The sequence below is a fragment of the Cohnella cholangitidis genome (genome assembly GCF_014107495.1).
Lineage (GTDB): Bacteria > Bacillota > Bacilli > Paenibacillales > Paenibacillaceae > Cohnella > Cohnella cholangitidis.
Genome location: NZ_CP041969.1, coordinates 5,132,488 through 5,151,489 on the forward strand (window position 1 = coordinate 5,132,488; position 19,002 = coordinate 5,151,489).

Annotated in this window: 22 protein-coding genes and 1 other annotated feature; all 22 genes read left to right on the top strand. The window is 53.0% G+C overall.

Annotated features, from left to right (window positions below; all coding sequences use genetic code 11):
- Position 1: 1 nt before the first annotated feature.
- The 22 genes from mreD to ruvB all read left to right on the top strand — a co-directional run bounded on the left by mreD (position 2) and on the right by ruvB (position 18,987).
- Positions 2-526 carry a rod shape-determining protein MreD gene (gene mreD / locus FPL14_RS23665; protein ID WP_229264008.1) on the top strand — a complete coding sequence of 175 codons (525 nt, stop codon included), beginning with the start codon at positions 2-4 and terminating at the stop codon, positions 524-526.
- 76 nt (positions 527-602) lie between these two features.
- The gene (locus FPL14_RS23670) at positions 603-1,265 is read left to right on the top strand and encodes a septum site-determining protein MinC (protein ID WP_182300050.1); all 663 of its coding nucleotides are present in this window, start codon (positions 603-605) and stop codon (positions 1,263-1,265) included.
- A gap of 4 nt (positions 1,266-1,269) precedes the next feature.
- On the top strand, positions 1,270-2,064 hold the full coding sequence (gene minD, locus FPL14_RS23675; protein ID WP_182300051.1) for a septum site-determining protein MinD: 795 nt from the start codon (positions 1,270-1,272) through the stop codon (positions 2,062-2,064).
- A gap of 6 nt (positions 2,065-2,070) precedes the next feature.
- Positions 2,071-3,216, top strand: a complete 1,146-nt coding sequence (locus tag FPL14_RS23680) for an FtsW/RodA/SpoVE family cell cycle protein (RefSeq protein ID WP_182300052.1) — start codon at positions 2,071-2,073, stop codon at positions 3,214-3,216.
- Between the two features lie 265 nt (positions 3,217-3,481).
- Positions 3,482-4,405 (top strand): M23 family metallopeptidase, encoded by a 924-nt coding sequence (locus FPL14_RS23685; RefSeq protein WP_182300053.1) that lies wholly within the window; start codon positions 3,482-3,484, stop codon positions 4,403-4,405.
- A gap of 90 nt (positions 4,406-4,495) precedes the next feature.
- The gene (locus FPL14_RS23690; protein WP_182300054.1) at positions 4,496-5,371 is read left to right on the top strand and encodes a M50 family metallopeptidase; all 876 of its coding nucleotides are present in this window, start codon (positions 4,496-4,498) and stop codon (positions 5,369-5,371) included.
- 33 nt (positions 5,372-5,404) lie between these two features.
- Positions 5,405-6,640 (top strand): Rne/Rng family ribonuclease, encoded by a 1,236-nt coding sequence (locus FPL14_RS23695; protein ID WP_182300055.1) that lies wholly within the window; start codon positions 5,405-5,407, stop codon positions 6,638-6,640.
- A 64-nt stretch (positions 6,641-6,704) separates the two neighbouring features.
- Positions 6,705-6,807: a sequence feature (ribosomal protein L21 leader region), on the top strand.
- Positions 6,808-6,819: 12 nt separating this feature from the next.
- Positions 6,820-7,131 carry a 50S ribosomal protein L21 gene (gene rplU / locus FPL14_RS23700; RefSeq protein ID WP_182300056.1) on the top strand — a complete coding sequence of 104 codons (312 nt, stop codon included), beginning with the start codon at positions 6,820-6,822 and terminating at the stop codon, positions 7,129-7,131.
- A gap of 14 nt (positions 7,132-7,145) precedes the next feature.
- Positions 7,146-7,490, top strand: coding sequence for a ribosomal-processing cysteine protease Prp (locus tag FPL14_RS23705; RefSeq protein WP_182300057.1), 345 nt, complete (start codon positions 7,146-7,148; stop codon positions 7,488-7,490).
- 4 nt (positions 7,491-7,494) lie between these two features.
- Entirely contained in the window at positions 7,495-7,806 is a 312-nt protein-coding gene (rpmA, locus tag FPL14_RS23710) for a 50S ribosomal protein L27 (protein ID WP_182300058.1), read from the top strand.
- Positions 7,807-7,968: 162 nt separating this feature from the next.
- Positions 7,969-8,727, top strand: a complete 759-nt coding sequence (locus FPL14_RS23715) for a Spo0B domain-containing protein (protein WP_182300059.1) — start codon at positions 7,969-7,971, stop codon at positions 8,725-8,727.
- A 15-nt stretch (positions 8,728-8,742) separates the two neighbouring features.
- A complete protein-coding gene (gene obgE / locus FPL14_RS23720; protein ID WP_182300060.1) occupies positions 8,743-10,080 on the top strand; it encodes a GTPase ObgE in 1,338 nt (445 codons plus the stop codon).
- 166 nt (positions 10,081-10,246) lie between these two features.
- Positions 10,247-10,684 carry an ACT domain-containing protein gene (locus FPL14_RS23725; protein ID WP_182300061.1) on the top strand — a complete coding sequence of 146 codons (438 nt, stop codon included), beginning with the start codon at positions 10,247-10,249 and terminating at the stop codon, positions 10,682-10,684.
- Between the two features lie 46 nt (positions 10,685-10,730).
- Positions 10,731-12,017 carry a homoserine dehydrogenase gene (locus tag FPL14_RS23730; RefSeq protein WP_182300062.1) on the top strand — a complete coding sequence of 429 codons (1,287 nt, stop codon included), beginning with the start codon at positions 10,731-10,733 and terminating at the stop codon, positions 12,015-12,017.
- 42 nt (positions 12,018-12,059) lie between these two features.
- A complete protein-coding gene (gene thrB, locus FPL14_RS23735) occupies positions 12,060-13,079 on the top strand; it encodes a homoserine kinase (RefSeq protein WP_182300063.1) in 1,020 nt (339 codons plus the stop codon).
- Positions 13,076-13,951 (top strand): prephenate dehydratase, encoded by an 876-nt coding sequence (pheA, locus tag FPL14_RS23740; protein ID WP_182300064.1) that lies wholly within the window; start codon positions 13,076-13,078, stop codon positions 13,949-13,951. The genes thrB and pheA overlap by 4 nt, the downstream gene beginning before the upstream one ends.
- A gap of 147 nt (positions 13,952-14,098) precedes the next feature.
- A complete protein-coding gene (locus FPL14_RS30620; RefSeq protein WP_182300065.1) occupies positions 14,099-15,049 on the top strand; it encodes a LysM peptidoglycan-binding domain-containing protein in 951 nt (316 codons plus the stop codon).
- The gene (locus FPL14_RS23750) at positions 14,956-15,696 is read left to right on the top strand and encodes a hypothetical protein (protein ID WP_182300066.1); all 741 of its coding nucleotides are present in this window, start codon (positions 14,956-14,958) and stop codon (positions 15,694-15,696) included. The genes FPL14_RS30620 and FPL14_RS23750 overlap by 94 nt, the downstream gene beginning before the upstream one ends.
- Positions 15,697-15,760: 64 nt before the next feature.
- On the top strand, positions 15,761-16,453 hold the full coding sequence (locus FPL14_RS23755) for a BofC C-terminal domain-containing protein (RefSeq protein WP_182300067.1): 693 nt from the start codon (positions 15,761-15,763) through the stop codon (positions 16,451-16,453).
- Between the two features lie 378 nt (positions 16,454-16,831).
- The gene (gene ruvC / locus FPL14_RS23760; RefSeq protein ID WP_182300068.1) at positions 16,832-17,332 is read left to right on the top strand and encodes a crossover junction endodeoxyribonuclease RuvC; all 501 of its coding nucleotides are present in this window, start codon (positions 16,832-16,834) and stop codon (positions 17,330-17,332) included.
- Positions 17,332-17,949: a Holliday junction branch migration protein RuvA gene (ruvA, locus tag FPL14_RS23765; protein WP_182300069.1), complete on the top strand. Its 618-nt coding sequence runs from the start codon at positions 17,332-17,334 to the stop codon at positions 17,947-17,949. The genes ruvC and ruvA overlap by 1 nt, the downstream gene beginning before the upstream one ends.
- Before the next feature lie 27 nt (positions 17,950-17,976).
- Positions 17,977-18,987, top strand: coding sequence for a Holliday junction branch migration DNA helicase RuvB (ruvB, locus tag FPL14_RS23770; protein WP_182300070.1), 1,011 nt, complete (start codon positions 17,977-17,979; stop codon positions 18,985-18,987).
- Positions 18,988-19,002: the final 15 nt, after the last annotated feature.

Here is a 19,002-nt window from a genome sequence, read left to right on the forward strand (position 1 = left end):
CATGCGAATCAACTGGGTGATCCTGTGCGGCATAGTCCTGCTGATCATAGAGAATTCCATCGTGCCATGGATCGTTCCTCCGCAATGGAGCGAAAGATTGCTTCCCCATTTGAACCTGATCATGACTTTGTTCGTAGCGGGTTTCGCGGGACGGCACAACGCATTCCTGTTCGGACTCGGCTTCGGATTGCTTCAGGACCTGTTATCCTATGGATATTTGATAGGACCTTACGGCTTCGGAATGGGCTTGATCGGTTATATGGCAGGGCTCGTTGCGGAACGAAAAAGCTTCACGCTCGGTTTCTTTGCCTGGGTTGTCCTTATATTCGGGATTATACTAGATTCGATTGTCTACTCCATATACAAGCTGTTCCGGATCACGAACCTCGAGTATGATTACATCTTGTATTGGCAAGTAGCTCCGACGGTGCTGCTTCAACTGATGATCGCGCTGCTGATGTATGTTCCGGTTCGCCGCCTTCTGGTTAAACCTTCGCACTCTTCGGGAGAAGAATCTCCGGAATGAGCATCGTTTAGCTTGACAGGCAGGAATTCCGCTTCTCGAAGCAGAATTTCAAATACCGTGGGGAGGAGCGGACGCAGTGACGGGCAAATCATACATTACGATCAAAGGAACAAAGGAAGGCCTCGTCTTTCTACTGGATGACAAATGCGATTTCGTCCTGCTATTGGATGAATTGAATTCGAAACTAGATAAACATGTACAGCAATTTACCGGACCAATCGTCCATATTTTTATAAAGCTAGGCGCTAGGCAGTTGGAAGAGGAAGACAAGGAACGCATCCGGTCCATCCTTCGCAGGCAAGGCAATTTGCTGATTCAGTCCATTGAAAGCGATCCTCCGGCGGTGGATCCGAACCTTAAGCTTGCGCCGACTTTGCATACGATGACCGGTATTATCCGTTCCGGCCAGACTGTCGAATACGAGGGGCATCTGCTTCTTCTTGGGGACGTCAATCCTGGCGGCACGATCAGATGCAGCGGGGATGTATATGTGTTAGGAGCTCTAAGAGGAACCGTGCATGCGGGCAAGTACGGAGACGAAGAAGCGATCATCGCGGCATCGCTGATGAAGCCGACGCAGCTGCGTATCGCGGATATCATTAGCCGTCCGCCGGATGAATGGACTTCCGCCGAGCCTTGGATGGAATATGCGTTCTTACGCGAAGGCACGATGGCCATTGACAAAATGACGAGCTTAAGCCGTCAGCGCAAAGAAGTCATGCTGTTCAAAGGAGTGTAGAAGGATGGGAGAAGCGATCGTTGTCACTTCTGGCAAAGGCGGAGTCGGCAAAACGACGACGTCAGCCAATCTAGGCACGGCATTGGCGATAATGGGGAAAAAGGTATGCATGGTGGATACGGATATCGGCCTGCGTAACCTTGATGTCGTCATGGGGCTTGAGAATCGCATTATTTACGATTTGATCGACGTAGCCGAAGGCCGCTGCCGGGTAAACCAGGCATTGATCAAGGATAAACGGTTCGATGAGCTTTACATGCTCCCGGCGGCCCAGACGAAAGACAAGAACGACATTTCGCCGGATCAAGTACGTCAAATTATCGAAAGCTTGAAGCCGGATTTCGATTATATTATCATCGATTGCCCTGCCGGAATCGAGCAAGGGTTCCGCAACGCGATTGCCGGCGCTTCTCAAGCTATCGTGGTGACCACGCCTGAGAACGCGGCGGTTAGGGATGCGGATCGGGTTATCGGCCTGTTGGAGAAGAGCAACTTTCCGTCTCCCAAGCTGATCATCAACCGCATTCGTCCGAACATGATGAAAAGCGGGGATATGCTGGAGATCGAAGACATTTGTCAGGTGCTTGCCATCGATCTGATCGGAATCGTCCCGGACGACGAACACGTCATCAAAGCGGCGAATTCCGGGGAACCGACGGTCATGAACGTCAATTCGCGCGCTGCGATCGCTTATCGCAACATCGCCCGGCGAATTTTGGGCGAGACGGTTCCATTGTCGCAGCTAGAGGAAAAGGCAGGAGTGTTCCGCAAAGTAAAGAAGTTTTTGGGAATGGGATGATCGGACTTGCTTAACCGATTGAAGAAAATGGACTGGATGATGCTCATCATTCTCATACTGTTCATGGGAATAAGCACCATCCTGGTTAGAAGCGCTACGTATAATAATCCGTTATACCCGAACCATGACGTGAAAACCCTAATTTTCTATGGTTTGGGGTTCGTCGTCATTTTACTTGCGACGTTGGTCGATTACCGGCTAATCTTGAAGGTTTGGTACGTATGGTACGCGCTAGGGATCGTTCTTCTCTTGCTTATTTTCGTGTTCGTCGAAGAGAAGAACGGCGCTCGCAGCTGGTTTGAGTTCGGCGAAGTTTCCTTCCAGCCCGCGGAGGTCATGAAGCTTTTCCTGATTATCGCTATCGCGGCGTTGATGGGAAGAAGGCAAGGGGATCCGCTGCGCATGCGAAGCGACGTAATGGTCGTGGCGGCGGTTGCTTTTCTGCCTTTTCTGTTAGTCATGATGCAGCCGGATCTCGGGAACGCGATTATTTACATTTTTATCGTGCTCGGGATGCTATGGATCGGTAACGTGCGCTACTCTTATGTCATGATCGGATTGGCTGCGGTCGTGGGCGGATTGATCCTGTTCGTTACGTTGTTCAATGCGTACAATACGGAGATTCGCGACTACTTGAAGGAACACAAAAAAGTCCACTGGTACGAACGGATCAACACGTATATTCATCCAGAGGAAGCTTCGGCAGACGATAGGCGCCAATCCGAGTATGCCAAGATAGCGATCGGTTCCGGCGGGCTTGCCGGCGACGGGTATTTGCAAGGGGAATCGAAAAACCGGAAATTCATTCCGTACACGTATTCGGATTCCATCTTCGTCGTTATCGGGGAAGAATTCGGGTTCCAAGGAGCGGCCGTGCTGTTGCTGCTGTATTTCCTCTTCATCTATAGGATGATTCTTATCGCCTATCAATGTTATGACTTACGAGGGTCGTTCATCATTATAGGGATAGCGACCATGATGGTGTTTCAGATTTTCGAGAACATCGGAATGATGATCGGAATCATGCCGATAACGGGGATTACGCTGCCGTTCATTAGCTATGGCGGAACTTCCCTGTTGCTCAACATGATGTCGATCGGACTCGTATTCAGCATACGCGCCCATCAGGAGAAGTATCAGATGGAGAGCTAATCGCGAAAATGCGAATAGAGAACAACAGGGACTGACCGCTCGTCTCTCCCTTCAAACAGATATTGAAATAAAGCGTAATACTGTCCAGCGATCTATTCTCGGTATTCTACCGGGAGAGATCGCTGATTTTTTGTTAGCGATCATTCCCATAGTCGCAAGAAGCGACGATGGGCGCAGCCCGATACGCCGAACGCAGAAGCCCAAGGTCTAATCACCGCTTGTCCGCCATAAAGTAATAGGAGAGAGCGGACAAGGAGGGCTTGCTATGCAAATACGGAACAACGTTCGGGAACGCAGGCGGCAGCGGATCGAGCAAATCATTGGACGGCACGAGGCGGAGAAGACGAGCCATGCCGCCGAACGATCGATAGACGAAGCTAGGATAAAGGAAAAGGAAAACGCCGAAACGGCTGGGCCGACTTACTCGAACGCGGAGATATCTGACATCCATACCGAATCGGATCCGACTTATTTTGCCCCCGATAACCCGTCTTCCGTCACTAAAAATGGCTATGCGAATCCGCGCCCAACGAACGAACCGGATCCGGAGTTGTGGTGGCGGGAGCGAGAGAAGCGTCTGAAATCCGGACAAGCCGCCGATTGGCAAGGATTAAAAGGAATTCCTCCAACCTCTTCCGCTAGAATCGATCCCCCGAATAGCGATGCGATTAGCTTTTTTATGCGGGGTTTTACTTTGCGAATCGTGCTGGCGGCGTTAGCGTTAGCCGGAATCTGGGGCTGGCTTAAGCTTGAATTGCCGGGAAGCGGGGAGGCGCGCGATTGGATGGTGACCTCGGTAACCCGCGATATGGACTTCGAAGCGGTCGAGGCATGGTATGGGGATACGTTCGGAGGCTCTCCGTCTTTTTTCCCGTTTAACCGCAACGAACCGGAAACGAAAGAAGCTTCAACGTTATTAAATCCGACGGAAACGGCGGTTCCCGTGCAAGGACGGGTCGTGCAAAGCTACACCCAGGAGGGGACGGGCATCAAAATCGCGGCGGCCGGGGGCAGCGAGGTGTCCGCAATTTACACGGGGCGAGTGCAGCAAGTGACCCCCGATCAGGACGGCGGCATCACCGTCATCGTTCAGCATCAAAACCACATTCTCTCCGTCTACGGCGGCTTGGAACAATCATCGGTCAAACCGAACGACTGGTCGAAACGGGGCAGCAAGTCGGGCAACTGAAACCTTCCGGCGACAACGATACGGAGGGCGTTCTTTATTTTGCCGTTCAACAAAAAGGGAAAGCGTTGAATCCTGCGGAAGTGGTTGCCTTTGATTAAATGGCGGGGAATCCAGTTCCGTCTGCATCCGTTATTCGTGCTCGTCATGATCGCCTCGGTCGCGACAGGCCGCTTTGCGGAGCTTGCTATGCTATTCGTCATCGTTCTATGGCATGAATTAGGCCATCTCTTAGCCGCGCTTCGCTTCGGATGGACGGTTAAGGAGGTCAAGCTGCTGCCCTTCGGAGGCGTCGTGGAAGTGGAAGAAGCGGGGACGTTGCCGGCAAGGGAAGAAGGTTGGGTGGCGATAGCCGGTCCCGCTCAGAACGTGATCCTAGCGGCAATCGGCTATTTTCTTGGTCACGTCGGGTGGATCGATAGGGGGTGGTCGGACGATTTCGTGCGTGCTAACGCGCTGATCGGCCTTTTTAATTTATTGCCGGTTCTTCCGCTCGACGGGGGAAGAATATTACAGGCTTGGATCTGTTTGCAGGTGCCCTATCATCGAACTTTAATGTGGAGCGCGAAGATAAGCTTGGCGTTCAGCGGGTTAATCGTCGTCGCTTCGATATATCCGCTCTGGAACGGCGGGTTACTCCATTTGAATCTGTTGGCCGTGGGACTCTTTTTGTGCGTTTCGAACTGGATGTATTACCGTAATGTTCCTTTTGTGTTTCTGCGTTTTCTAGTTCACCGGAGCGAACGGGCTGAAAAGCATATCGATCGGGGCAAGCTATCCCAACCGATCGTGATCGCCGAGAACCGACCGTTGTCCACGATCATTCGGCTATTCATGAAGGAACAATATCACCTCATCTATGTGATGAAACGCGGTAAAATCGCGAAGGTCGTCCCCGAGAAGGCTATTATCGACGGATTTCTCGGTCATTTGACATCCGGGAATGCGGATATGAAGTTTTTCAGGTAAAATGGAGAAAAGAGCACCAAGTGGGAGGTTTGCATGAAGCAGCTGTTTATCCATTGCTCGCAAAATATTACCCAATCCGCGCTATTGGAAGACGGGAAGCTGACCGAGTTCAGCGTGGAGCGGACGGAAGGAACGTCGCTGATCGGCAATCTCTACAAGGGGCGGGTCGTGAACGTTCTTCCGGGCATGCAGGCGGCATTCGTTGATATCGGATTGTCTAAGAACGCTTTTTTATACGTTGACGACGCGTTGCATCCTCACTTGGATAAGCAGCCTAAGGTGAAGCCGGCGATTAACGAGCTGCTGAAACCGGGCGATGAACTGCTCGTGCAGGTTATGAAAGAGCCGCTCGGCGGAAAAGGGGCTCGAGTGACGACGCATTTCTCCATCCCGGGGCGATGGCTCGTATATATGCCGGACGCGGACTACGTAGGCATTTCCAAAAAAATAGAGCTCGAAACCGAACGTGCCCGACTGAAGAGCTTGGCCGAGACGATGCGCCGGAACGGGGAAGGGGTCATTCTCAGGACGAACGCCGAAGGAGAAAGCCAAGAGTCGCTGGCCGAGGATCTGGAAGCTTTGCGCAGAGCGTGGCGCAATATCGTTAACCGAAGCCGGGAGGCGAATGCGCCATCCGAACTGCACCGGGATTCGGGCCTTGTCGAACGGATGGTTCGGGACGTGATTACTCCCGATACGGAGCAACTGATTATCGATGATCGGATAAGCTTGCAGGCAGCTAAAGACTATCTTAGGCAAACGGCTCCCGCGCTAGAAGGGAAAGTCCATCTTTACGAAGAAGCTAAACCATTATTCGACAAATACGGGATCAAAGAGCAGCTGGACAAGGCTTTTCAACCGAGAATATGGCTGCCGAGCGGAGGATATCTCGTCTGGGAGCAGACGGAAGCGTTGACGGTAATCGACGTGAATACGGGCAAATATACGGGCTCCATCGATTTGGAGGAAACCGTATTCCAGACGAACAAGGAAGCGGCGGACGAGGTTGCCCGCCTGTTGCGGCTTCGCGACGTCGGAGGAATTATTATCATTGATTTTATCGATATGGAAACAGATGAGCATCGCCATCAGATCGTGCAGCAATTAGAGCTGCGAATCAAACGGGATCGCACGAAATGCCAGGTCGTAGGCTGGACGAAACTCGGGTTAATGGAGATGACTCGCAAAAAAGCGCGGGAAAACGCGATGAACTTCTTCTATGAGACATGCGCATCCTGCAAAGGAAGAGGTAAAATTTATATCCGATAAGAACATATTGATTTCTTTTGGCGGAGTATGCTATAATCCCATAGTGCGTGCAATCTGAAGATTTTGCAGGCTACAACCGCACTCCACCGGGTCGATAAGATCGGCGCTGCCCTAGCTGAATGGCGCTGCGGCATCCGACACCCTATGAGGCGAGTCTTAGACATGAGGAGGTGCACCAGATGTACGCGATTATTGAAACTGGCGGTAAACAGTACAAAGTTCAAGCGGGCGATGTTATTTTCATCGAGAAGCTTTCCGCAAACGCAGGCGACAGCATCACGTTCGACCGCGTGTTGGCAGTATCGAACAAAGACGGATTGACTACGGGATCCCCGATCGTGGCAGGCGCGTCCGTAACGGGCAAAGTCGAGCAACACGTGAAAGGCGAGAAAGTCATCGTTTTCAAGTACAAGCCAAAGAAAAACTACAAGCGCAAGCAAGGCCATCGTCAACCGTACACGAAAGTGACGATCGAGAACATTAAGGCATAAGCGAGGTCGCCGAGATGATCACGATAACGATCGTGCGCAATGTTGAGAAGGCTATTATACGGTTTACCGTAACGGGACATGCTTTTTACGACGATCCTGGCAAAGACATCGTCTGCGCCGGCGTATCGGCCGTAACGATCGGAGCGGTTAACGCGATCGAGAAACTAACGGGGCTGCAGCCTCGCGCCGTTTCCGAATCCGGACTGCTCAAGGCGGAGACGCCGCATAGCCATGATCCCCTGCGGAACGATCAAGTCCAGCTTCTGCTGGAAGGAATGGTCGCCGCTCTCGAGTCCATTGTGGAATCATACGGCAAGTACGTGAAAATAAAAGAAACCTTTGCGGAAAAAGGAGGTTGACACCATGTTGAAGTTAGATCTTCAGTTATTCGCCTCGAAAAAAGGGGTTGGATCGACGAGGAACGGACGGGACAGCCACTCCAAGCGTCTTGGCGCTAAGAGAGCTGACGGTCAAGTCGTAACTGCAGGCAGCATCTTGTACCGCCAACGCGGCACTAAGATTCATCCGGGCAGCAACGTAGGCATCGGCAAAGACGATACGCTCTTCGCTTTAGTGCCAGGCGTTGTTAAGTTCGAACGTTGGGGACGCGATCGCAAAAAAGTTAGCGTCTATCCTGTAGCGCAAGCTCCCGTAGCTGCCGCTCTTGAAGTTTAATATGGCATCCAGAACCCCGGCCAATGCAAGTTGGTCGGGGTTTTTGCATGAACGGCGCTTCTATTGGGCTATCGTGGTTAAGCTGATCTCTCCATGCTATACTATGGAAGTGGATAGTTTCCAGGCTTTAGACGGAATGGATTAACGAAACGGGGAAGTCACATGCTGTTTAGGAAAACGACACTGTGGGGACTTGCATCTTTGTTATCGCTGACTTTGCCTGCCGCGGCGGTCTTAATCTGGCATCCATCATGGTGGCCATTAATCGTATTCGTCGTATGGACGTTCGCGGTATGTGCCGTTATCGTTGCACTGCAACGGGTGAAGCACCGAGAACATAGCGACCGTTTGCTTACCCACGCGCAAGTATCGGCTATTCGCACATTAAGCCATCATCGGCACGATTGGATGAACGAGCTGCAAATTTTGTATGGATATTTAAGGCTCAACAAGCCCGATAAAGCAGTGGATGTCGTGGACAGAATAAGAGGGCGGATGGAGCAGGATAGCAAGGTGTCGCAGATCGGGATTCCCGAATTGGCTACATACCTATTATCCTTCCGCACGGTTTGCGACACGATGCGTCTGGATCTGGACATTGAGGACGGGCTTCATCTGGAGAGATTACCCTATTCGGCAGAGAAGCTGTCCAAGACGATAACCGGGCTGGTTAACGTCATCCGGTTCCGCGCGACGAGTCCGATCAGCGGAGAGAACGTGCTGAAGCTCGTTTTGTCGCAATCCGAGGGCGAGCTTAAGATCGTGATGGCTTATCAGGGCGAGCTTGCCGCCGCTGATAGCGTACGCGCGGAGTTGGAGAAGTGCTTGGAAGGAATAGGAAAATTAGATCAGGGAGAAGAGCCGGCAGAGCATTGCGAACCAGCGCGGACGATGGTTATCCATTTCCCTCTGCCGGCATAACGGAGTGAACTCAACATGTTTGTAGACAAAGCGAAGATTTTTGTTAAAGGCGGAGACGGCGGGGACGGCCTCGTATCCTTCCGCAGAGAGTTGTACGTGCCCGAGGGCGGACCCGCGGGCGGCGACGGCGGCAACGGCGGCAACGTCGTTTTCAAGGTGGACGAAGGCTTGCGCACGCTAATGGATTTCCGCTATCAGAAACACTTCAAAGCGGACAAAGGCGAGAAGGGACGCAACAAGTCTCAACATGGCGCTAACGCGGATCACATGATCGTACGCGTACCGCCGGGCACCATCGTCGTAGATGACGACACCGGCGAGACGATTGCCGATCTGACTCGCCATGACCAGCAAGTCATTATCGCCAAAGGCGGTCGCGGCGGCAGAGGGAACATCCGGTTCAAGAGTTCGGTGAATACCGCGCCTGCCATCGCCGAGAACGGGGAGGAAGGACAGGCCAGGTGGGTAACGCTGGAGCTTAAAGTGATGGCTGACGTCGGCTTGGTCGGGTTCCCGAGCGTCGGCAAGTCTACGTTGCTATCCGTCGTATCCGCGGCGCAGCCGAAGATCGGCGCCTATCACTTTACGACGATTACGCCTAATTTGGGCGTAGTGGATCTTGGCGACGAGCGTAGTTTCGTAATGGCGGATTTGCCGGGTTTGATCGAAGGAGCGCATACGGGAATCGGGCTGGGGCACGAGTTCCTGCGGCACGTCGAACGGACGCGGATCATCGTTCACGTCGTAGACATGTCGGGTATGGAAGGGCGCGATCCATATGAGGATTGGGTCAAAATCAATGACGAGTTGAAGCTGTACAACGCTAAGCTGGCAGATCGGCCGCAGATCGTCGCCGCGAATAAGATGGATATGCCGGAATCGGAAGAAAATTTGGACGAATTCCGCAAAAAAGCCAGTGAAATAAATCCCGATATCGTGATCATGCCCATCTCGTCCCTTACGAAACAAGGCGTAAAGGAATTGCTGTACCGCGTGGCCGATTTGCTCGAATCGCTTCCGGAGCCTTCCGAGATCGAAGAGAGCGAGCAGTTGGCCAAGGCGGAGGAAGGCATCGTATACCGTTATGAATCCAAAGGCGATTTGGAATTCACGATCACGAGGGATAACGAGGTGTACGTCATCGAGAGCGAATCGATCGAGAGATTGATGAGACGGACCCAATTTAATTCCTACGAAGCGATCATGCGTTTCGGTCGCATCTTGCGGGGAGCGGGTATCGATGAAGCGTTGCGTAAACGCGGAGCTAAAGATGGCAACATCATCCGGATCGGGAAATTCGAGTTCGAGTTTTTCGAAGGCGGGACCGACGAATATTTGTACGAAGACGAATAGAAACGACAAAGCGAAGACCGGTCTCCGTCGGAGACCGGTCTTTGTCATTTAATCGGTCTGCTCCATTATAAAATATATAAGTTGGATTTGCCTATTGAAGCTTGCTTCGCGATTCGATATAATGTCCACTATACACAAACATTCGTCTTTCCTGGGAGGACGCATTATGGCGGAACGTTATTATGTCGTCCGCGAGGATTTGCTGCCGGAAGGCATTCTCAAGACTGAGCAAGCCAAAGAGCTGCTGCGACGCGGCGAAGCGGCTACGATACACGAGGCAGCCGAGAAGGTTGGCTTGAGCCGCAGTGCCTATTATAAGTACAAAGACGGAGTATACATGCTGGAACAAGCTTCGAGAGAGTCGATCGCCACATTGTCGATGGATCTGGAGCATCGTTCGGGCGTACTTTCGAAGGTGCTCGGCATGCTCGCTGCCGGCGAGGGAAACGTATTGACGATATCCCAATCGATCCCTCTTCAAGGGATGGCCAACGTTGTCGTCTCGATGGACATTTCGATGATTAACGGGGCGTTGCCGGAACTTCTGGAGAAGTTGCGTTCATTAGACGGCGTCAAACGGGTCGCCGTGGTTGGACGCAGTTAACAAGGGGAAGCAGATTATTGCGATAGCTGGAAGCGGAGGAAATAGAATGAAACCGGTAAAAGTGGGTTTGCTAGGTCTAGGTACAGTGGGAACGGGCGTCGTTAGAATCGTGGAAGGCCATCAAGAGGATTTGTCTAACCAAGTTGGATCTCCCATCGAGATCGCTCAGATTCTCGTTAAAGATCGCGCGAAAGCGCGAAACATATCGGTGGACCCGTCCAAGCTGACGGAAGACCCATGGGATATCGTACGCAACCCCGGGATCGACGTTATCGTTGAAGTCATGGGCGGCGTTGCCCTTACGAAAGAGTACATTCTCGAGGCATTGGAACGTGGTAAACATGTCGTAACCGCGAATAAAGACTTAATGGCGATGCACGGCCAGGAAATATTGGCGAAAGCTCGCGATAAGGGCTGCGACGTATTATATGAAGCAAGTGTAGCGGGCGGGATTCCGATTATTCGTACGCTGATCGAAGGCTTCTCCTCGGATCGGATTACGAAAATCATGGGAATCGTCAACGGAACGACCAACTATATCCTGACCAAGATGAGTCAGGAAGGCGCGGCGTATGCGGATGTGCTTAAAGAAGCCCAAGAGCTTGGTTACGCGGAAGCCGATCCGACCTCCGACGTGGAAGGGCTGGATGCGGCTCGCAAAATGACGATTCTGTCGTCGCTTGGGTTCAGGGCGAACGTCTCGTTGGATAACGTAAGCGCCAAAGGGATTAGCGGAGTAACCCAAGAGGATATCCAATATGCCAAACGGTTAGGTTATGAAGTTAAGCTGCTCGGAATAGCGGAGCGTCAGGACGATACCATCAGCGTAAGCGTACAACCTACGATGATCAAGAGAAGCCATCCGATCGCTTCCGTAAACGGCGTATTTAACGCGGTATACGTGCATGGCGAAGCGGTTGGAGAAACGATGTTCTATGGCGCGGGAGCGGGAGAATTGCCAACGGCAACTTCCATCGTCGCCGACTTGGTTGCCGTTATTAAGAATATGAAGCTTGGGGTGAATGGACGCCAAGCTCAGTTATCCTATAACGTGATGAAGCTGAAAACGGACGAACAAATCGCGTCGAAGTTTTTCTTGCTCCTTCATGTAGAAGATCGCGCCGGCGTATTGGCGCAAATCGCCCAAGTATTCTCGAATTGCGATGTCAGCATCGAATCGGTCATGCAGCCTTCGACGCCGAACCAGTCGAGTACGGAAATCATCATTATCACGCATGAAGCCAGCAAAGCGGCGATGAATCAAGTTCTTCAAGCATTCGAGAGCCAGAACTCGATTCGGAAAATCAAAAGCGTATATCGCGTAGAAGGCTAACTTCTTACTAATTGGCGAAAACAGCATTAAAGGAGCCTAGTTATGCGTTATGAAGCAAGGAAAGAAGCAAACGTAACAAGCGGAAGAGCAGTCGTCAAGGTGCCGGCGAGCACGGCTAATCTGGGACCGGGATTCGACTCTCTCGGTATGGCGTTGTCCTTATTCGCTTGGGTTAGCATGGCGCCGGCGGAGACGACTAGAATTACGCTGGTAGGCGATAATCTGCAAGGCGTGTCCCGGGACAAAACGAACTTGGTATATACCGTAGCGCAGGCAGTCTTCCACAAGGCTGGAGTCGAGCTACCGGAGCTGGATATCGGCATTAGAAGCGATATTCCGCTTACGAGAGGACTCGGAAGCAGCGCCGCGGCCATCGTTGGCGCGCTAGTGGCGGCAAACGCGCTCATCGGCAATGCATTGACCGAGGGCGAGCTGTTTCAAATGGCGACGGCATTGGAGAAACACCCGGACAACGTGGGAGCTTCGTTGTTCGGAGGAATTATCGCCGCGGCTTGGGACGGCGAGAGAGCCGAATACGTGCGTATCGAGCCTCCCGCGGGAATGGACGTGCTCGTGGCGATTCCCGAGTTCGAATTATCGACGAAGAAAGCGCGCAACGTGCTTCCCGAGCGGATTTCGATGAAGGATGCGGTATTCAACGTTACGCATAGCTCGCTCTTGACGGCGGCGCTTGCGTCGGGCCGATTGGATCTGTTGGCCCACGCCATGAGAGACAGGCTGCACCAGCCTTATCGGGCGGCGCTTATTCCGGGAATGGAGCGAATTCTTCGCGAGGCAACGCAGCATGGGGCGCTCGGAGCGGTTTTATCCGGCGCGGGTCCGACTTTGCTGTTGCTGTCCAGAAGCGAGCACTCCGGCGACGGGAAATTAATCTCTTTCGTGCAAGAAGTCATGGGGCAAGAAGGAGTGACCGTCAAAACGCGTTGGTTGGAACCGTGTTTGCATGGACCGATCGTACGCATGGTGAACGAGAACGATGCCGATTTCAATCTGGATCTTGAACAAATATTAGGAAAGGCCGGAGCGGAGGTGGGCGCATGAGTAAACGTAAATCCGTAGCTCTATTGCCCAAAGGCACGGTTTCCGACGAAGCGGTTCGTTATTTGTTCCGTAATGAAGACGTAGAATTCGTATATTGCAAAATGATCGCCGACGTTTTCCAATCCACGGCCAAAGGGCAAACGGATTGGAGCGTTATTCCGATAGAAAATACGATCGACGGATCGGTTAGCTTGCACATCGACTGGCTTGTGCATGAGGTGGACTTGCCTATCCGAGCGGAATGGGTATTCCCGTCCATCCAGAATCTGATCGGTTCGGGAAGCGAATTGGCTGGAGAGAACGGTGTCTGGGATCCAAGCAAGATAACGAAGGTGATGAGCCATCCCGTCGCAATGGCGCAGTGCTTGCAGTTTATTCGGGCTAAGCTGCCTCATGCGGAGCTGGAGACGCTTAGCAGCACGGCCGAGGCTGTCCGAATGGTGAAAAACAACCCGGGCCAAGGATGGGCGGCGCTCGGTACGCGGCTAGCCGCTGCGGAATTGGAGCTTGACGTCCTAGAGTCCGGCGTCACCGATCACGATAACAATTTCACGCGGTTTCTGTTGGTCGGGAATTCATCTTACGAGAAACCTGAAGCTCCATTGCGTAAGACGAGCATACTCGTCACTTTGCCGGAGGATTTTCCGGGAGGGCTTCACCAAATGTTGTCCGCCTTTGCATGGCGCCGCATCAACTTGTCCAAGATCGAATCGAGGCCGACGAAGAAGAAGCTTGGCAATTACTACTTTTACATCGACATCGAATATCCGCTCGACTCCGTTCTGCTTCCGGCTGCCATAGCGGAGATCGAAGCGATCGGATGCCAGGTGAGGCTTCTTGGCTCCTATCCGAGCCTGCCTTTCGAGCAATAATATACGCGACTTCAATCCGACATGCCGTCAGGCGGTCGGATTTTTATATTCGGGGATGTCAAACGCCCATTCCTTGCATAGGATGTAGAGATTGCGCGAGGGCATTCGCCCGCTCGTGAGCTAAGTCAACCATCAGGAGGGAATGGCGTGAAGATCCATATGGTAAAGCAAGGGGATTCGCTCTATTCGATAGCCCAGAAATACGGTGTAACGCTTGAGGACATCGTAAAGGCAAATCCGGATATTAGCAATCCCGATGCGATTGAGGTAGGAATGAAGGTGAAAGTCCCTTCGCGACCGCAGACAACGGCAGAGGTCATTCATCATCATGTCGTAAAGCAGGGGGATACGTTATGGAAGCTTTCCAAGTCTTGGGGAATACAGCTTACCGATATGATCAAGGCTAATCCTCAGCTCAAAAATCCGAATGCGTTGTTGACGGGCGAAGTCGTTAACATTCCGAAACCGGCGCACGGAAACGACGCCGCGAATGTAAACGCGAACGGAAATCCAGGGCAAGGCAAAGCGAACACGGGAGTTATGCCGAGCACCGGAGCGAAAGCCGATACGAGCGTTCAGCCCCAGCCAACGCCTGCGCCGGCACCCGTTCTGGTTACCCCGGTTGCGCCGATCGTCCCGGAACCCGTTCCTCAGCCGGTCCCGGCTCCTGCTCCCGTCCAGCCGATTGCCGAGGCGAAGCCGATCTACGGGTTCGAGGTTCATGAACACGTAGAATTGTTCAAGCAATATCCCGTACCGGCGGTGCAAGCTACGGTTCATAAGGAAATACCGCATCCGGACGCAGTGCCGTATGGGTATGGACACGGTTACGACGCGCAACAGCCTGCCTACGCGGATCATGCGCAGCGGGCAGGGCTACGGCGCGCAACAGCCTGCCTACGCGGATCATGCGCAAGCGGGACACGGCTACGGAGCGCAACAGCCTGCCTACGTGGATCAGTGCCCAAGCGGGTTACGGCTACGGCGCGCAACAGTCTGCCTACATGGATCATGCCCAAGCGGGTTACGGCTACGGCGTTCAGCAGCCGGTCATCTCTCCTCTCGGAGGCCAATTGGCCGGGAATATCGGCGGGTTAGGCTCTTATGGATATCAGGATATTTCGTACAGCCCGCCTGAAGTAGAGGCTTCTATCCCGGGCATGCACTATCCCGTTATGCCGAGCGGTAAACCGGCTTCCGGCTGCAAAACCTGCGGCGGGCAGTCCGCTTGGCCGTCGACCGCGGCGATTAATTCAGCAGTTGCTCCTCACGCAGTCGGCTACCCGGGTATGGCCTATTCCGACGAAAGAGTTCCGTACGGGGTCTCTCCGTATGGCGCAGCTCCATACGGTTACGCACCGCAAGGCGTAAGTCCCGCGGGGCAATTCCCGGGAATGAACCCCGGACCTTATTACGGTTCGCCGATGGGAGACATCCCGGTAGGCGCAAGCCCGCTGGCGGAAGGTTTGCCAGGAACCGTAGCGGGGGTCGCGAATTGCGAGCCGTATCCCTATTACGGAGGTGTCCCGTCCATTCCTCCTATTCCGTCATTTCCTCCAATGCCGCCTTTAGGGCCGCTAAGGGGAGATGGAAGCGGCGAGAGCGGCGAGAGCATCGATAGCGAAGATGAGGTGACGAAAATAGCTCCCGTGAAGAATCGACAGGCTAAGACGAAGCTAAAGGTCGCGGTAGCTAGAAAAAGCAAGCCGAAGCGCAAGGAAAGCCTTCCATGGATTAAATGGTAATTAAAGCGCATATCGCCGGAATTCCCAGGGAACAATAGAGAAAAAAGCAGAGAAGGGGATTCCGGTGTCTCGCTTTCGCATTCTTAAAGAACTCAAAAAATCGTTGAAGAGAAAACGCCGTCACGTATGGTCTCTCGGGTTGGTTGCCGCTTTGTTCCTGCTCGCAGCGATCGCCGGTTCATGGATGGCCCATAGGATCGTTGCGCAGAAACCATCGCAGGTGTTCCTGCCTATCGAATCGGCGTCCGCTTGGGCGGAAGAACCCGGCTTGGCTCGTCATCCCACTTCGCGTGATCGGACGCTTAGCGCCTTGCAACGATGGCACGGGCAAGTCGAACTCATCCTTCATCGCACTTATTTGTGCGGGGAAGAAACTCGGCAACTGGGCAGATTATCGTCCTCGGAGGCTTCGGATTTACTTAAATCCCATCGCGAATGGGAAGCGAGCTTCGATTCGGCGGGCAAGATGCTCATGGAAGAATCGATTGACGACTTGTCTCCCCAATGCCGTAAAACCGCCTACATAGGGATGGATGGAGACGGCAATTTAACGCTGTTCGACGGACCTCCCTGGCAGGAAAAAGCGATCCGTACCTTTTTTCAACTCGATGTAGAAATGTTGGAGTCGCGAATGTCCGACGATCGCCTTCGCGATCTGGCGAACGGCATTCGCGTAACGGATAAGGATGAATACAACAGCGTATTGTCTAGTTTCGACGAGTACGCCATCATGAAGTCGCAAGCAGCTCCGCAATAGAACAATGTGGGAAAAGGGCGGCATACGGGACGCCCTCGTATAATTTGGTCAGCCAGGCTTTTCTGGTTGGCCTATTTTTATGGCTGTATGATGAAGGCCGGGAGAACGCGGGGCGCTTTTTTGGCCTTCGTGCATCAAGCGCGGTTGTTGTGCTCATCGAGGGCCATTTAGCGGAGCGTCCCAAATTCAAGTATGCGTGACCTTCGGACGATTTTTCTGCGGAACGATTCGCCTTAACCCTTACCACGCTTAAAACAAGCTTAACACTAAGATTGGCGTTCACGTATTTGCGTTCTCCTTCTGTTCTCATGGGGGGGAACATTTGATATAATTAAATGAATTGTGCGTAGATAGAGTATAAACGGGGGGATCGTGCTCATGAGAGTACTCGGAATCGACCCTGGGATAGCCATTATGGGATTCGGGTTTATCGACAAAACGGGGCATAAATTGACTCCCGTCCAATACGGATGTATCGAGACCGCCGCGGGTACCCCGCAGGAAGTACGGCTCAAACAAATCTATGAATCCGTCTGCAGTTTGCTAGATCAGTATAAACCGGATACCGTTGCGGTAGAGAAGCTGTTCTTCAACAAGAACGTTACTAACGCGTTCAGCGTCGGACAAGCTCGCGGCGTATTTATGCTCGCGGCGGCCCAGCGCGGATTGCCGATCGCGGAATACACTCCGATGCAGGTTAAGCAGGCGGTTGTCGGGTACGGAGCCGCGGAGAAAAGACAAGTCCAGGAAATGGTCAAAATGCTGCTCAAATTGTCCGCGATCCCGAAACCCGACGATGTTGCCGATGCGCTTGCCGTTTCCATCTGCCATGCCCATTCCATCGTCCTAAATGACCGAATGAACGGAGTGAAGCGTTAATGATCGATTTTTTGCGAGGAAAGGTTGCTCATCTGGAAAGCGAATACGTGGTGCTAGACGTCCGCGATGTCGGGTACAGGGTGTTTACTCCGAATCCGTATGGTTTGGCGCGTACGAACGAGCCCGTAGAACTGTATATTTACCACCATGTTCGCGAAGACGCGATACATTTGTTCGGATTTACGACGCGGGACGAGCAAGCGTTATTCCGCAGATTGCTAGAAGTATCGGGTATCGGACCGAAGGTGGCGCTTGGCGTATTGGCGGGCGGACGTCCGGAAGCGGTCGTAGCGGCGATTCAGCAGGAGAATCTTGCTTTTCTGACCAAGCTGCCGGGAATCGGCAGAAAAACGGCGCAGCGAATGGTTCTAGATTTGAAGGACAAGCTCGGAACGATCGACAGCCGTTGGGCTGTTGCTTCGATGATCGATATGTCGGAACCGGCCGCCTCGGATAGCAGCTCGGCATGGACCGCTGCCCGCGAGGCGTTGACGGGGCTTGGCTACCGGGATGCGGAGCTGGACAAAGCGTGGCTGACGCTGAAGGATAAAGTAACCGGCGAGGAGTCGCCGGACGTGTTGATTAAAAAAGCTTTGCAGCAATTGTTCCAAGGATAATTCGCAAGCGGAGAGGAGGCCGGAACAATGGAAGACGAGCGTATCGTCACCGCGCATTTGATGATGGAAGACCAAGCGGTGGAATACAGCCTGCGCCCTCGCTATTTGGCGGAATATATCGGCCAAGCGCAAGTGAAGGACAACCTGAAGATCTACATAGAAGCCGCCAAGATGCGGCGCGAGCCGTTGGACCATGTGCTTCTGTACGGTCCTCCGGGACTAGGTAAAACAACGCTATCGAACATTATCGCCAATGAGCTTGGCGTTAACATTCGCACGACGAGCGGCCCGGCCATCGAACGCCCCGGCGATCTGGCTGCCATTCTAACGAATTTGCAGGAAAACGACGTTCTGTTCATCGACGAGATTCATCGGCTGCATCGGACGGTAGAGGAAGTGCTATACCCGGCGATGGAGGATTTCGCGCTGGACTTCATTATCGGCAAAGGACCGAGCGCTCGCTCGGTACGGTTAGACCTCCCTAAGTTTACTTTGATCGGAGCGACGACGAGAGCCGGGTTGTTGTCGGCTCCGTTACGGGACCGCTTCGGCGTCGTAAGCCGGTTAGAGTTCTATACGGAGGATGAGCTGTCCTATATCGTAACGCGTACGGCTGAAATTTTCGGAGTAGGCATCGTCGGCGAAGCTTCGCGCGAGATTGCCAGACGCGCTCGCGGAACGCCTAGGATCGCGAACCGGCTGTTGAAAAGGGTACGCGACCATGCGCAGGTCAGAGGGGATGGCATCATTACCGATGCGGTCGCCCATGACGCGTTGGAAAGAATTCAAGTCGATCCGATGGGATTGGACAGCATCGACCATAAGATGCTCCGTTCGATGATTCAGAATTACGGCGGCAGACCGGTCGGGTTGGATACGATAGCGGCTTCCATCGGCGAAGAGAGCCAAACGATCGAAGACGTATACGAGCCGTATCTGATGCAAATCGGCTTTTTGCAGCGAACTCCGCGAGGACGTATCGTTACGGCGGCAGCATATCGGCACTTAGGCTTGCCTATACCGGATCAGAATGGATGATCGAACGAAGACAAT